Source organism: Kitasatospora sp. NPDC098663, from assembly GCF_044760075.1.
Classification (GTDB): Bacteria; Actinomycetota; Actinomycetes; order Streptomycetales; family Streptomycetaceae; genus Kitasatospora.
Window position 1 is genome coordinate 12507 of the sequence record NZ_JBIWAP010000037.1, and the last position, 13479, is coordinate 25985.

The window sequence follows — 13479 nt, forward strand, 5'->3', positions numbered from 1 at the left end:
GCCCCTGCGGGCTCCTCCGGCCGGTCCATCACTTCATGCCCTCACGCGCTCGCGCCGGAGCGGTCCTTCAGGAGCGCTTCCAGGAAGTGAGGGACGCGGAAGTGCAGTCCTCGTTCGGACCGGACTCACCGCGCACCAGGTCCCAGAGGTTCCACCCGCCCCGCAGGGTCCATGAGTCCGCCGAGGCCCATGAGTGCGGCGGGTGAGGGGGGCGCGGACACGGCTTCGGCGGGCACTTCCTGTCCTCGACCGTGATCGTCACACACGGGCAGTCCGCAGTCAGTTCGACCGTGGTCACCGCGGTCCGGGGCAGTTCGTAGCCGGGGGGCGCCGACACCTCCTGCCAGTAGTAGGTGCCCAGCGGAAGGTTGTCCGCGGAGCAGACGCCGTCCGCCCCGGTGGTGCAGGGGGAGCCGACGGGGGTGTCGGGGTTGGTCCCGGTGGTCTGGAGGCCGGGGACGCCGTTGGTCTCGTGCCACAGCTGGAAGGTGGCGCCGGCCAGAGGCTGTCCGGTGTCGGAGTCGACCTTGGTGACCGTGGTGGAGCCGGTCGGGGTGGTGGTCTTGGTGTCCTGGACGGTGACGGGGATGCTCTGTCCGTTCGTGTCGAGGACCACGGTCGTCACCGCGGGCTGGGGCAGGTCGTAGCCGGGGGGAGCGGCGGTCTCCTGCCAGTAGTAGGTGCCGAGGGGGAGGCCGCTGGCGGAGCAGGTGCCGTTCGCTCCGGTGGTGCAGGGGGAGCCGACGGGGGTGTCGGGGTTGGTCCCGGTGGTTTGGAGGCCGGGGACGCCGTTGGTCTCGTGCCACAGCTGGAAGGTGGCGCCGGCCAGAGGCTGTCCGGTGTCGGAGTCGACCTTGGTGACCGTGGTGGAGCCGGTCGGGGCGATGGTCTTGGTGTCCTGGACGGTGATCGGGACGTTCTGCCCGTTGGTGTCGAGGACGACGGTGGTGACGTTGAGTTCCGGCAGGTCGTAGCCGTTGGGCGCCGACACCTCCTGCCAGTAGTAGGTGCCGAGGGGGAGGCCGCTGGCGGAGCAGGTGCCGTTCGCTCCGGTGGTGCAGGGGGAGCCGACGGGGGTGTCGGGGTTGGTCCCGGTGGTTTGGAGGCCGGGGACGCCGTTGGTCTCGTGCCACAGCTGGAAGGTGGCGCCGGCCAGTGGTTGGCCTGTGGCGGAGTCGACCTTGGTCACGCTCGTTGACGCGGTCGGGGCGGTGGCTTTGGTGTCCTGGACGGTGATCGGGACGTTCTGTCCGTTGGTGTCGAGGACGACGGTGGTGACGTTGAGTTCCGGCAGGTCGTAGCCGGGGGGAGCGGCGGTCTCCTGCCAGTAGTAGGTGCCCAGCGGGAGGCCGCTGGCGGAGCAGGTGCCGTTCGCTCCGGTGGTGCAGGGGGAGCCGACGGGGGTGTCGGGGTTGGTCCCGGTGGTCTGGAGGCCGGGGACGCCGTTGGTCTCGTGCCACAGCTGGAAGGTCGCGCCGACCAGCGGTTGCCCGGTGGCGGAGTCGACCTTGGTCACGCTCGTGGACCCGGTCTCGACGATCGGGGACTTGGTGTCCTTGACGGTGACCGGGACGTTCTGTCCGTTCGTGTCGAGGACCACGGTCGTCACCGCGGGCTGGGGCAGGTCGTAGCCGGGGGGAGCGGCGGTCTCCTGCCAGTAGTAGGTGCCCAGCGGGAGGTCGGCCGTGGAGCAGACGCCGTTCGCCCCGGTCGTGCAGGGGGCGCCCACCTCGGTGTCCGGGGTGACCCCCGAGGTCTGGAGGCCGGGGACGCCGTTGGTTTCACGCCACAGCTGGAAGGTGGCCCCCGCCAGGGGCTGCCCCGTGACGGAGTCGACCTTCGTCACGCTGGTCGAGGCGGTGGGAGTGGGACTTCCGCACGCCGGAAGGTCGCCGTTGAAGGGATAGGCGTGGAACTCGGTCCCGGTCATCCCCGAGCCGGAGTTCTGCAGCAGCGAACCGGTGGTGAAGAACCGTCCGTTCAGACCGGGCAGGCTCATGGTGGCGGTGCTGGCCGGGTTGCCGACCAGCACACTGCCCTGGAACTGCCCCGATCCCGTGAGCGTGACGGACGTCGCGGCGGGGAAGTTCCACAGGAGGCGCTCGCGCAGCCGGTTCCAGGGATCGGTGTCCTGGAGGCTCCCGCTGTAGGTGTTGATGGTGCGGGCGCCGCCCACGAGGTTGACGAGTACCGTCGCGTTCGCGGGGATGCCGGCGAACGCGATGCCCTGGGTGGAGCCTCCCCTCCCGGCGATGTCGAAGTCGACGTTGAAGACCTGGAGTGCGGAGGTGCCGTCACCGGTGAACAGGGTCTGGAACCCCTGGTTGACCGCGGTTCCGGTGGCGGGGCGGGGTGTGCCGACCCCGGCGTAGCACTCGCTCGCGGTCTGCAGCTGGCCGCGCAGCGGCGTGTAGGCGGCCACGGCCTGAGCTTCCTGGACCTTCGTACCGACGATGGTGCCCGTGGCCGTGCCCGCGTAGCGGACGACGCCGCCCTCCGCCAGGAGCCGCTGCCCCGGGGCCACCGTGACGTTGCCTCCGGCGGTGAGGAAGTCGGCGCCGTTCGGCGGGGGGACCCGTGAGCCGACGCCGACGATGCCGATGTTGTAGACGGAGCTGGCTCCCGGGGCTTTGTTCAGGTCGAAGTTGCCGAGGGTCACCACGTGCCCCTCGGCCTCGGCGGCGGAACCGCCGACGTTGAAGTCGCCGCCGACGAAGATGTTGATGCCGGCGTCGCGGCCTGCGAAGGGACCGTTGTTGACCGGGGGGAACGTCGCGGGACAGTCCGCACCGAGGCACGGCCCGAGGCCGCCCGGGAGACCGGCCGCGTACGCGGCCGGTGGTGCGACGAGCGACATGCCGAAGGGCACGAGCGTCAGGGCCAGGACGGAACCCACCGTCCTGCCGAGTCGGCGTCTCCAGGTGACGGTGGTCACCGGGTTCTGACTGGGCTTCACCTCAGTCCTCTCACCATGTGGACACAATGGGCCCTCGGAGTGTTCCGGGTTGGAGGGCCGAGCATCACGACTCACTGGTGTTGTCATCTGAAAATCGTGTTAATGCACTCGTTCGGCTGTGTGTCGACGACTGATCGGCCCGGGCGCGGGGGACGGCTTCCGGCCGTCGGCGGTCACTGGCCCTGCTGGTCCGCGGTGTACGACTCCATCGCGTGGTTGAAGCGGGCCAGCAGGGCGCAGAACGCCTGCTGTTCCTCGGGCGGCCAGTCGGCCGTCAGGCGGCGGGTCAACTCGGCCCGCCCGTCGCGGACTTCGGCCAGCCGGCCGGAGCCGACCGGGGTCAGCGCGAGGCGTACGGCGCGGCGGTCGGCCGGGTCCTGGACCCTGCCGACCAGCCCGCCCGCGACCAGCGGGGCGACCTGCCGGGTCACCGTGGAGGAGTCGACGCCGAGCGACTCGGCCAGCGCCTTGACGTTGGCGGGCCCGTGCCGCTCCAGGCGGTCGAGCAGCAGGTAGGCGGCCCGGTCCAGCGCGCCGAGACCGCCGCCGGTGGTCCGGACCTGGTCCATCCGGCGGGCGAACACCGCCAACTGGTACTGGAGTCGGGCGTGCACGGGGTCGGTGCGGTCGGTGGCCTGGGGCGAGGTCGTCGTCATCGCGGCTCACGATCGTCGTGCGGTGAGGGAGGCTCAGAAGCAGCAGCGTACGCGGGCGGAGCGGGCCCGGGAACAGCCCCGGCATCCCGGATTGCCGGTGTCGACCACCGTAGGCTGGCGTTATGCACAACTGGCCGGTCACCCTCGACGACGTCCGCGGCGCCCAGAAGATGCTCGCCGGAATCGCCCGGGTGACGCCGATGGAGGGCAGCCGGTACCTGTCCGGGCTGATCGGCGCGCCGGTCCACCTGAAGTGCGAGAACCTCCAGCGCACCGGTTCGTTCAAGCTGCGCGGCGCGTACGTGCGGATCGCCGGGCTCTCGCCGGTGCAGCGGGCCGGCGGGGTGGTGGCGGCGAGCGCGGGCAACCACGCGCAGGGGGTGGCGCTGGCGGCCGCGCTGCTGGGGGTGCACTCGACCGTGTTCATGCCGGTCGCGGCGCCGCTGCCCAAGGTCGCGGCGACCCGGGAGTACGGCGCGCAGGTCCGGCTGCACGGCGCGACGGTGGACGAGGCGTTGCAGGCCGCGCAGCGGTACTCGGAGGCGACCGGCGCGGTGTTCATCCACCCCTTCGACCACTGGGACGTGGTCACCGGCCAGGCGACCGTTGGGCTGGAGATCCTGGAGCAGTGCCCCGAGGTGCGGACCATCCTGGTCGGGGTGGGCGGCGGCGGCCTGCTGGCCGGGATCGCGGCGGCGGTCAAGCCGTTGCGGCCGGACGTCCGGGTGGTGGGGGTGCAGGCGGCGGGCGCGGCCGCGTACCCGCCCTCGCTGGCGGCCGGGCGGCCGGTGTCGCTGGAGCACTACGCCACGATGGCCGACGGGATCATGGTCGGCCGGCCCGGGGACATCCCGTTCGAGGTGGTCAACTCGCTGGCGGACGGCGTCCGGACGGTCTCCGAGGACGCGCTGTCGCGGGCCCTGCTGCTCGGCCTGGAGCGGTTGAAACTGGTGGTCGAACCGGCCGGGGCGGCCCCGATCGCGGCGCTGCTGGAGCAGCCGGACTCCTTCGAGGGGCCGGTGGTGGCCGTGCTGTCCGGCGGCAACATCGACCCGCAGCTGATGCAGCGGGTGCTGCGGCACGGGCTGGCGGCGGCCGGCCGGTACCTGTCGCTGCGGGTGCGGCTGGCGGACAAACCGGGCTCGCTGGCCGACCTGCTGGGGGTACTGACCAGGCTGGACGCCAACGTACTGGACGTCGCGCACGTGCGGATCGACCCGCGGCTGGGGCTGACCGAGGTCGAGGTGGACCTGCACCTGGAGACCAAGGGGCCGGAGCACTGCGCGGCCGTGGTCGGCGAGCTGCGGGACGCGGGGTACGTCGTTTCCGGCTGAGTTCCGAAGGCGCCTGAGGCGCCTGAGGCGCTTGGGGTGCCTGGGGCGCTTGGGGTGCCTGGGGCGCTTGTCGGGGCGCTTGGGCGCTCGGGGGGCTTGGTGTCTCGGGCGCCGGATGGTGCGGGGCGGGCCTCAGCGGATCTCGGTGGATGTCAGTGGTCCCTGTCACGATGGCGGAGCCCTATGCCTTGACGCGATATATCGCGTGCTGCCAGACTCGCGATACATCGCGTTCTGTGCGCCGGTAGGCGAAAACCGAGTCGCCCGCATGCCCAAAAAAGGGGCAGAGTGTGACAGATCGCCCATATTCGTCCGAGGAGATGAGGCAGGCCATGGCGCCAGCCATCCAAGCCGAGAACCTGGTCAAGACCTTCGGCGACGTACGAGCCCTGGACGGCGTGAGCCTCGACGTCCCCGAGGGCACGGTGCTCGGGCTGCTCGGCCCGAACGGGGCCGGCAAGACCACCACCGTGCGGGTCCTCACCACCCTGCTGCGCCCCGACTCGGGCCGCGCGGTGGTCGCCGGAGTCGACGTGCTCAAGCACCCCAACAAGGTCCGCAGCCTGATCGGCCTGTCCGGCCAGTACGCGGCGGTCGACGAGTACCTCACCGGCTTCGAGAACCTCCAGATGGTCGGCGAGCTCTACCAGATGAGAGCCCGTCAGGCGAAGGCCCGGGCGCTGGAGCTGCTGGAGTGGTTCAACCTCACCGAGGCCAAGGACCGCACCGCCAAGACCTACTCCGGCGGCATGCGCCGCCGCCTCGACCTCGCCGCCGCGCTGGTCGTCCGGCCGCCGGTGATGTTCCTCGACGAGCCGACCACCGGCCTCGACCCGCGCAACCGGCTCGCGCTCTGGGAGGTCATCGAGACCCTGGTCGAGCAGGGCACCACGCTCCTGCTCACCACCCAGTACCTGGAGGAGGCCGACCGGCTGGCGCACGACATCGCCGTCGTCGACCACGGCCGGGTGATCGCCCGCGGCACCGCCGACCAGCTCAAGGCCCAGATCGGCGGCGAGCGGATAGAGGTCGTGGTGCACGAGCCGGGCCTGGTCACCGACGCGGTCGCGGCGCTGTCCGGGTACGCGCTGGGCGAGCCGGCGGTGGAGAAGAACACCCGCCGGATCACCGTGCCGGTCAGCGGCGGCGCCCGGGTGCTCGCCGACGTCATCCGCGAACTGGACGCGCGCGGCATCGAGATCGACGACATCGGCCTGCGTCGCCCGACCCTGGACGACGTGTTCCTCACCCTCACCGGCCACGTCGCCGAGGCGGTGGAGGAGGAGAACGGCTCCGGCGGGCGCGGCCGGGGCGGCCGGGGTAAGGGTGGGCCGGCCGCCGAGGGGTCGGCCGCCGGGGGGCCGCCGGACGGCTCCGACGGCCAGGGGCCGGACAAGCAGGCCGTCGCGGCCGGAACGGAGCGCTGAGATGAGCACCGCCACCGAGCACGCCATCGGCGAGGCGATGCCCAGGCAGCGCCGCGGCGTCGCCGCCACCCTGCACGACTCCTGGGTGGTCGCCAAGCGCAACCTGCGCCGGATGACCAGGATCCCCGAGATCGTGGTCTTCGGGCTGATGCAGCCGGTCATGTTCGTGCTGCTGTTCTCGTACGTGATGGGCGGGGCGATCAAGATCCCCGGGGCGAGCTCCAGCTCCGACTCGTACATCCAGTTCCTGATGGCCGGCATCTTCGCCCAGACCGTCACCTTCGCCGTCGCCGGCGCCTCCGCCGGGATCGCGGAGGACATGACCAAGGGCCTGGTGGACCGCTTCCGCTCGCTGCCGATGGCCCGCTCGGCGGTGCTGGTCGGCCGCACCCTGGCCGACCTGTGCCAGACCGCGTTCACCGTGGTCGTGCTGGCCCTGGTCGCGCTGCTGGTCGGCTGGCGCATCCACGACGGCGTGCTCAACGCGCTCGGCGCCTTCGGCCTGCTGCTCCTGCTCGGCTACGCGTTCTCCTGGATCGGCGCGCTGATCGGCCTCTCGGTGCGCAGCCCCGAGGCGGCCACCTCGGCCGGCCTGATCTGGCTGTTCCCGCTGACCTTCGTCTCCAACGCCTTCGTGCCGGTCAGCTCGATGCCGGGCTGGCTGCAGACGGTCGCGTACTGGAACCCGTTCAGCGCCACCGTGCAGGCCTGCCGGGACCTGTTCGGCAACCAGGTCGGCCCGGTGGACGCCGCCTGGCCGATGCAGCACGCCGCGCTGGTGTCGGTGCTCTGGTCGGTGCTGATCACCGCGGTGTTCTCCTGGCTGTCGGTGCGCAAGTACCGCTCGGCCGTGGGCTGAACCGCGCCCGGTACGCCGCGAGGGCGGCCGCGGAGTCCCTGGACTCCGCGGCCGCCCTCGTCGGTCGGTCCGGCCTGGTCAGGTCGGATCAGGTCGGATCAGACCTGGTCAGCCGGCGTGCGGCACGACCTTGACGATCTTCACCATGGCGGGCTTGCCGTTCGGCAGCTCGTAGGTCGCCTCGTCGCCGATCTGCTTGCCGTCGATCGCGCGGCCCAGCGGCGACTGCGGAGAGTAGACGTCCATGGTGTCGGAGCCGGCGACCTCGCGCGAGGCGAGCAGGAACTCCATGGTGTCGTCCTCGTCGCCGTCGAAGGCGACCGTGACGACCATGCCCGGGGCCACCACACCCGAGTCGGCCGGAGCCTCGCCGACCTTGGCACGCTCCAGCAGCTGGGTCAGCTGGCGGATGCGCAGCTCGTACTTGCCCTGCTCCTCCTTGGCCGCGTGATAGCCGGCGTTCTCCTTGAGGTCCCCCTCCTCGCGCGCCGCCTCGATCTTCTGGGCGATCTCGATGCGCCAGGGCCCGGTCAGGTGATCCAGCTCGGCCTTCAGCTGGTCGTAGCCGGCCTGAGTGAGCCAGGTCACGTTCTCACTGGTCTGGGTCACGGGTGCTCCTCGTAGGTGCTGGGGCTGTGCTGAGGGTGTGAGTCGTCAGCAGGGTTGGTGGTGATATCGGTCGTAACTACAAAGCAACGCCCGCTCCCGTACCATCCGGTGCGGAAGGGGCGAAACCACGAGCCTAACAAGTCCTGCCGACAAGCAGAAGGGTCGTTGGCGCGCCATTGACGTTGGCGTTGCGCCACGGTGTACAGCGAATGTGCCACGGTGTACGGGGGCGGTGCCTGCCGGGCCGGGTGCGGGACTTCCTACGGATGCCCGTTCTCCCGATCGGTTATGCGCCGGTGTCCGGCAGAGTACCGGTGGTGCCCGGCAGAGTACCGGTGAGCGGGGCGCGCTGCCGGTGCGACTCGGCGGGCGGGCCCCTCCTCCACGCCTCTTCGCGGGCGTACTTCTTCGGCCTGCTTCTTCGGGGGCTTACTTCTTCGCCGGCGTGCAGCCCAGCAGTTCGGCGGTGGTGCCGCGGGCGGTGGTCCGCAGCGTGACCACGGCGTCGTAGCTGGAGCCGCCGGCCGGCACCGGGAAGTCGGCCACCCCGACCACCGAGCCGTCCGACCCCTGCGAGCGGACCGTGCAGCTGCCGGCCGTCCCGCCGCTCTTGCGCACCGCCAGGTGCAGCTCGACCTCGGAGTCCGAGACCGCCTGGAAGGTCGGCACCGAACCGTTGATCGTGGTCTCGCGCAGCAGGTAGGAGCCGCCCAGCCAGGCCACCAGGCCCAGGCCCAGCACGCCGCAGACCGCGCCGACCACCTTCAGGCGGCGGTCCGAATCGCGGTCGCCGCGCCGACCGTAGCGCCCCTCGGGCAGCTGCGCGGTGGTGGTGCTCGCGTTCATCGGACCCAGTCCTCTCCTGACGGGAGGGGCCGCGCGGGTGGTGCGGGGGAATGCGACGCTCCTCCAGTCCGTCACTATAGGAGGGGCACGCCCGCGGCCGGTCCGGCGGGGGCGGGGCTCGACCGGGCCGGGGTTCGTCCGCGGCCGGTCCCGCGGCGACGCGGCCCCGACGTGAGCGGCTCGTACGGTGGGCGGACCGGACTTCGCGGAACGCCCGATATGTGGAAGGAACGCAAGGCGTTGACTGAGCAGTTGCGACTGATGGCGGTGCACGCCCACCCGGACGACGAGTCCAGCAAGGGCGCGGCCACCATGGCCATGTACGTCGACCAGGGAGTGGACGTGCTCGTGGCCACCTGCACCGGGGGCGAACGCGGGTCGGTTCTCAACCCCAAGCTCCAGGGGGACCCGTACATCGAGGAGAACATCCACGAGGTGCGCCGCAAGGAGATGGACGAGGCCCGGGCGATCCTGGGCGTCAAGCAGGCCTGGCTCGGCTTCGTCGACTCAGGCCTGCCCGAAGGCGACCCGCTGCCCCCGCTGCCCGAGGGCTGCTTCGCCCTGGAGGACGTGAAGGAGGCGGCCGAACCGCTGGTCCGGCTGATCCGGGAGTTCAAGCCGCAGGTCATCACGACCTACGACGAGAACGGCGGCTACCCGCACCCCGACCACATCATGACCCACAAGATCACCATGCTGGCCTTCGACGCCGCCGGTGACCCGGACGCCTACCCGGAGGCCGGCGAGCCCTGGCAGCCGCTGAAGGTCTACTACAACCACGGCTTCCCGATGGGCCGCATCCGCGCCCTGCACCAGTACCTCACCGAGCACGGCCACGACTCGCCGTACGGCGAGTGGATCGCGGGCTGGGAGAAGAGCGGCCGCCAGGAGCGCGAGATCACCACCCGGGTGAGCTGCGGCGACTGGTTCGAGACCCGCGACCGCGCCCTGATCGCCCACGCCACCCAGATCGACCCCGACGGGCCGTGGTTCCGCGTCCCGCTGGACGTCCAGCGCGAGGTCTGGCCCACCGAGGACTACGAACTCGCCCGTACCCTGATCGACGTGGACCTGCCGGAGGACGACCTGTTCGCCGGCCTGCGCACCCCCACCCTGGCCGTCGAGGCCGCCGACACGCGCGACTGAACCACCCCCCGATGGCCCGGCTCCCCGTGAGCCGGGCCACCATAGAGATATGAGCGCCCCCGTGAACCTCGTCAACCTCGCCGCCGACCTCGCCGTCGACGACGCCAAGGTCACCCCCGGACTCCTCGGCTTCGTCGTCTTCGCCGCCCTCGGCGTGGCCACCTGGTTCCTGGCCAAGTCCATGAACCGGCAGTTCAAGAAGGTCGACTTCGCGGAGGAGCCGGAAGCCCCCAAGGAGTAGCGCGCGGGCGCGCGCGGGGCCCGGCTCGCCGCAGCCGGCGTCCCGGCGCCCGGCCCCCGATGCGCGAGGATGGGGGGCATGCCGAACCGTCTCGCGGACGCGACCTCGCCGTACCTGCTGCAGCATGCCGAGAACCCGGTCGACTGGTGGCCCTGGGAGCCGGAGGCGTTCGCGGAGGCGGAGCGGCGCGGGGTCCCGGTGTTGCTCAGCGTCGGGTACGCGGCGTGCCACTGGTGCCAGTGAACTCGCGAACCCAGTAGTCGGTGGTCCTCACCCCTCCTTGGGTTGGGACCAGCTGCCCTGGCCGACATGCTCCCCGGAGAGGGCGGCCGCGCGGCCAGGAAGGCCGCCCCGGGGCAGGGGTGGATCGGTTCAGCGGACGAGGATCAGCCCGCAGCTGTACGCACGCGCGTGACCGATGCCCTGGGTGAGGGCCGTGACGAATGTCCTGGGATCGGTGACCGTGAGCGTGCCCTTGATCTCCGCGCGGTTGATGCGCAAGCCCTTGTGCGGTGCCGGGCTGGAGACGGTCGGGAGCATGCGCACCGCGATCCGGTCGGTATCGGTCTCCGCACCGATGCGGGTCACTCCGTTCGGGGCGACCGCGGGTTCGCCGAGTGCCTGGAGGCGGCTCGCGAACCAGTTCTTCACGTGTTCGGGGTGGGTATGAGGAACGCGGGTGCCCCGGGCCTTCGGCGAAGAGCCCGGCGGGGCCGGAATGCTGCGGACCGGATTGATGACTGTGCGGAAGGCGACCTGGTCACCGACACGAAAGGTGCGGTCGACGGTGAGCGGCTCCGGCTTCTCGGCCAGGGCCGTACGGGGGATGCTGCTCCAGTCGGCGGGGAGCGACGACTGGACCACCAGGTTGAGCCGCGCCTGACGGAGATCGACGGTCCAGGTCGACAAGACGCCCATCTGGGCACGCGGGTCCGGGCTGCCGTCGTCCAACCAGCCGAGGAAGCCGCTCATGACGGTCCGGTGCATGTCCTGCGCGTCGATGAGCATTTTGCTGATGAAAGGGTGCCGGGAATCCAAGGTCAGCAGGGTCTGCGCGGCGACGAACCTGGCAGCCCCAGCCGCGCCTGACGGCACATTCGGCGTGGAGGTGGGAATGTTCACAGGATGATGTCCCATCCCTGGGCGTCTGCGGCGATCGTGATGCGGTGGCGGGTCTCCCAGCGGAGGCTGTAGGTGCCTCCGTCCGCTCCGAAGAGCACGGGCTGGTCGTGCAGGGGGCCCACCCCGGGGAGCGGCTGAGGGCTTTCGATCCAGGCCCACGGACGTACACCCGTCCCGGAGGCCGGCCGCCCAGTGTCGTGGCCGAGCCCGTCGGGAAGCAGCGCGTGTGTCTCGAACGCCCTTTGGAGGGGGCCGGGAACGATACCGACAGCGAGGTCCCCCGTAGGCGGACAGGCTTTGCGGCCGAGCCAGAGCAGGTGCCTCGGGTGCTCCAAGGCGTGGGCGATACGTTCCAGGAAGGCGGTGTCCGGGTGCTCCAGACCGACGAGGAAGGCGGCGTCGGCGAGGTACCAGCGCTCGGTGATGAGACTGTGGCGGCGGACCTCTCCGGAGACGAGGGTTCCTGACGTCGGATCGGCTGTGACGTACTTCGGTGATCCGTACCAGGCTTCCAGTTCCCCGAGGCCGAACGGACCTGGCTCCGGAGTGCCCGACGGTGAGAGCGGCGGCGGATCCATTATCGCTTTGGCGGCTCGTTGGTGATCGGTGATGAGGTCGCGGGGGCGCAGCGGGTACCTTCCTCCGCCGACCGTGTGATAGTCGCGTAATGGTGTGCCGGGCCGATCGGCCCGCACCCCGAAGAGGACCTCGGCGAGTCTTCCGAGGGGCTCACCCCTAGGCACGCCGAGGGCCGCTGCGCACAGGCCGATCACGCCTGACTTCGTGGGACGGCTGTGGGTGTCGCGATGGGCGAGCCCGCTGGTCCCCCACGACTGCAGGGGGCCGGCCAGCCGAATGAGCAGGACATGTGAGTCGTTCGCCTCGCTCACGGGGTGAGATCCTCGGATCGCTCCACCACGGACAGCGTTTCTGGCAGCCCCAACTCGCCCAGGAGCAGATCGATCTCGGGATCGTACGTGAGCACCCGCGCGGTACGCAGATCGTCACGGCGGCGGCTGACGAACGTGTGGTGGCGCAGCAGCCTGCGTACAGCGGCAGGCCCCGCCGGTCCCTCCCCTCCGGTCGACAGGGATCCCTCGTCGACCGGCCGTTGGAAGGCGGACGCGTAGTTGTAGGGGCGCTCCCCCTCGAACGCGAGGACGAGCACGGGGAGCGATCCGGTGGACGCGGTGGAGTTCTTCTTCGCCTCCGGAAACGCCTCGACGAAAGAGTTCACGAATTCCTTCTCGGCCTCCGCCGCAGCCTGTTCGGCCTCGGTTTCGGCCATTCCGGCCGCCCGCAGATTGCTGCGGAGCTGAATCCGGTCGAGAACCGCATGCCGGTAGAAGGTGCCGGAGATCAGAGACTGATAGCCGGTCATACCTGCGCCCGCGTCGTCCGCGGCGTCGAGGAAATCAAGAGCGTTGCGCCTGCGTTCCAGCTTTGCATCATCGGCGGCCGCGTAGAAGTCCTCGATCTGCTCCGCTTCGTGCACCGTGAAAGCGTGCCCGGTCTGGACGGCACCGTCGACGTTCGGCGAGTCGGGAATTTCGGCGAGGAAACGACCGTAGAGAGCGATGTCCACGGCATCGCGAGGGGCGAGGGCCAGCAGAACAGCGTCACGTGTGGCCTTGGGCAGCGGGGGGAGGCTCGCAGTGACAGCGGCAGTAGTGGACGCTTCCGCTGTCTCCGGTGGCGGCGCCGAGGCCTTCTGGGCGGCTCCGCGTCGCGTCTTCTTCGCAGACTCGGCGTGGGCCTGGGCCTGAAAATACGTGTCGCGCCACTCTTCTACCTCGGACGCCCGGTCGGCGATGTGGTGCGCGATCCTCGTCCCCGCATCGGACGGCGCGAAGATGAGCACCTTGGTCAGGTTGGCCACCGTCTTCTTTTTCGGGTCGCCGAATTTGAGACCGGTTGCCTCCAGCACTGCACGGGCGGTGACGAGAGCTCTGTCGTGGTCCCAGCCATGAGTGGATTCGAGCTCATGTCCGGCGAGCAGCGCCCACTCCCGGGTGCGGACACCCATGCTCCGTCCCTTCAGCGCCCCGCGGCCGGCGTTCGCCCTGTTGCGGGCATGGACCCGTTCGGCGCGCCTGCGTGCCTGGCTCGTGATCATGTGGCGTTCCACGCCGCCGAAGACCAGGGATTTGGGCTGTGCGTTTTCGTCGCGTACCGGGAGGACCGCTGCCAGGGTCTCGATGAGGTGCAGGGAGAGGAACTGGCTCCGGGGTGGCTCGGTCACGAGGTGGTGTCCTTTCGCGCGGTCGGTCGAATCGTTGGTGG

Annotated in this window: 12 protein-coding genes and 1 pseudogene; 6 read left to right on the top strand and 7 right to left on the bottom strand. The window is 70.6% G+C overall.

The annotated features are described in order from the left end of the window. Window positions 1-67 precede the first annotated feature (67 nt). Entirely contained in the window at window positions 68-2956 is a 2889-nt protein-coding gene (locus ACIQVZ_RS31365; RefSeq protein ID WP_402454582.1) for a SpaA isopeptide-forming pilin-related protein, read from the bottom strand. Between the two features lie 173 nt (window positions 2957-3129). Continuing rightward, window positions 3130-3612, bottom strand: coding sequence for a MarR family winged helix-turn-helix transcriptional regulator (locus tag ACIQVZ_RS31370; protein WP_063348015.1), 483 nt, complete (start codon window positions 3610-3612; stop codon window positions 3130-3132). 122 nt (window positions 3613-3734) lie between these two features. Between ACIQVZ_RS31370 and ilvA the strand changes: the two genes are divergently transcribed. The 3 genes from ilvA (at window position 3735) to ACIQVZ_RS31385 (ending at window position 7232) form a co-directional block, all read left to right on the top strand. Then, window positions 3735-4946, top strand: a complete 1212-nt coding sequence (ilvA, locus tag ACIQVZ_RS31375) for a threonine ammonia-lyase (protein ID WP_402454585.1) — start codon at window positions 3735-3737, stop codon at window positions 4944-4946. 332 nt (window positions 4947-5278) lie between these two features. Continuing rightward, complete coding sequence (locus ACIQVZ_RS31380) at window positions 5279-6373, top strand: ATP-binding cassette domain-containing protein (RefSeq protein ID WP_402454588.1); 1095 nt, start codon at window positions 5279-5281, stop codon at window positions 6371-6373. Between the two features lies 1 nt (window position 6374). Next, on the top strand, window positions 6375-7232 hold the full coding sequence (locus tag ACIQVZ_RS31385) for an ABC transporter permease (RefSeq protein WP_350880002.1): 858 nt from the start codon (window positions 6375-6377) through the stop codon (window positions 7230-7232). Window positions 7233-7340: 108 nt separating this feature from the next. Here ACIQVZ_RS31385 and greA read toward each other — a convergent pair whose 3' ends face one another. Together greA and ACIQVZ_RS31395 are read right to left on the bottom strand one after the other, a co-directional pair. Then, window positions 7341-7841 (bottom strand): transcription elongation factor GreA, encoded by a 501-nt coding sequence (gene greA, locus ACIQVZ_RS31390; RefSeq protein ID WP_063348012.1) that lies wholly within the window; start codon window positions 7839-7841, stop codon window positions 7341-7343. Window positions 7842-8270: 429 nt separating this feature from the next. Beyond that, entirely contained in the window at window positions 8271-8687 is a 417-nt protein-coding gene (locus ACIQVZ_RS31395) for a DUF4307 domain-containing protein (RefSeq protein ID WP_402454592.1), read from the bottom strand. 240 nt (window positions 8688-8927) lie between these two features. Here ACIQVZ_RS31395 and mca point away from each other — a divergent pair, with 240 nt between their 5' ends. The 3 genes and pseudogenes from mca to ACIQVZ_RS31410 form a co-directional block, all read left to right on the top strand. Beyond that, entirely contained in the window at window positions 8928-9833 is a 906-nt protein-coding gene (mca, locus tag ACIQVZ_RS31400; RefSeq protein ID WP_350879998.1) for a mycothiol conjugate amidase Mca, read from the top strand. A 49-nt stretch (window positions 9834-9882) separates the two neighbouring features. Further along, window positions 9883-10074 (top strand): hypothetical protein, encoded by a 192-nt coding sequence (locus tag ACIQVZ_RS31405; RefSeq protein ID WP_063348010.1) that lies wholly within the window; start codon window positions 9883-9885, stop codon window positions 10072-10074. 78 nt (window positions 10075-10152) lie between these two features. Further along, a pseudogene (locus ACIQVZ_RS31410) lies at window positions 10153-10311 on the top strand (DUF255 domain-containing protein); the annotation flags it as partial. Between the two features lie 135 nt (window positions 10312-10446). Here the strand turns inward: ACIQVZ_RS31410 and cas6e are convergent. The 3 genes from cas6e to ACIQVZ_RS31425 are packed head-to-tail and all read right to left on the bottom strand — an operon-like array spanning window position 10447 to window position 13438. Continuing rightward, window positions 10447-11196, bottom strand: coding sequence for a type I-E CRISPR-associated protein Cas6/Cse3/CasE (cas6e, locus tag ACIQVZ_RS31415; RefSeq protein WP_402454596.1), 750 nt, complete (start codon window positions 11194-11196; stop codon window positions 10447-10449). Further along, entirely contained in the window at window positions 11193-12086 is an 894-nt protein-coding gene (cas5e, locus tag ACIQVZ_RS31420; RefSeq protein WP_402454599.1) for a type I-E CRISPR-associated protein Cas5/CasD, read from the bottom strand. Before cas5e ends, cas6e begins: the two co-directional genes overlap by 4 nt. Further along, window positions 12083-13438 (bottom strand): type I-E CRISPR-associated protein Cas7/Cse4/CasC, encoded by a 1356-nt coding sequence (locus ACIQVZ_RS31425; RefSeq protein WP_402454602.1) that lies wholly within the window; start codon window positions 13436-13438, stop codon window positions 12083-12085. The genes cas5e and ACIQVZ_RS31425 overlap by 4 nt, the downstream gene beginning before the upstream one ends. Between the last annotated feature and the right edge of the window lie 41 nt (window positions 13439-13479).

Coding starts and splice junctions, on each gene's coding strand:
- ACIQVZ_RS31370 (WP_063348015.1), bottom strand. CDS start 3,612: ATGACGACGACCTCGCCCCAGGCCACCGACCGCACCGACCCCGTGCAC.
- ilvA (WP_402454585.1), top strand. CDS start 3,735: ATGCACAACTGGCCGGTCACCCTCGACGACGTCCGCGGCGCCCAGAAG.
- ACIQVZ_RS31380 (WP_402454588.1), top strand. CDS start 5,279: ATGGCGCCAGCCATCCAAGCCGAGAACCTGGTCAAGACCTTCGGCGAC.
- ACIQVZ_RS31385 (WP_350880002.1), top strand. CDS start 6,375: ATGAGCACCGCCACCGAGCACGCCATCGGCGAGGCGATGCCCAGGCAG.
- ACIQVZ_RS31395 (WP_402454592.1), bottom strand. CDS start 8,687: ATGAACGCGAGCACCACCACCGCGCAGCTGCCCGAGGGGCGCTACGGT.
- ACIQVZ_RS31405 (WP_063348010.1), top strand. CDS start 9,883: ATGAGCGCCCCCGTGAACCTCGTCAACCTCGCCGCCGACCTCGCCGTC.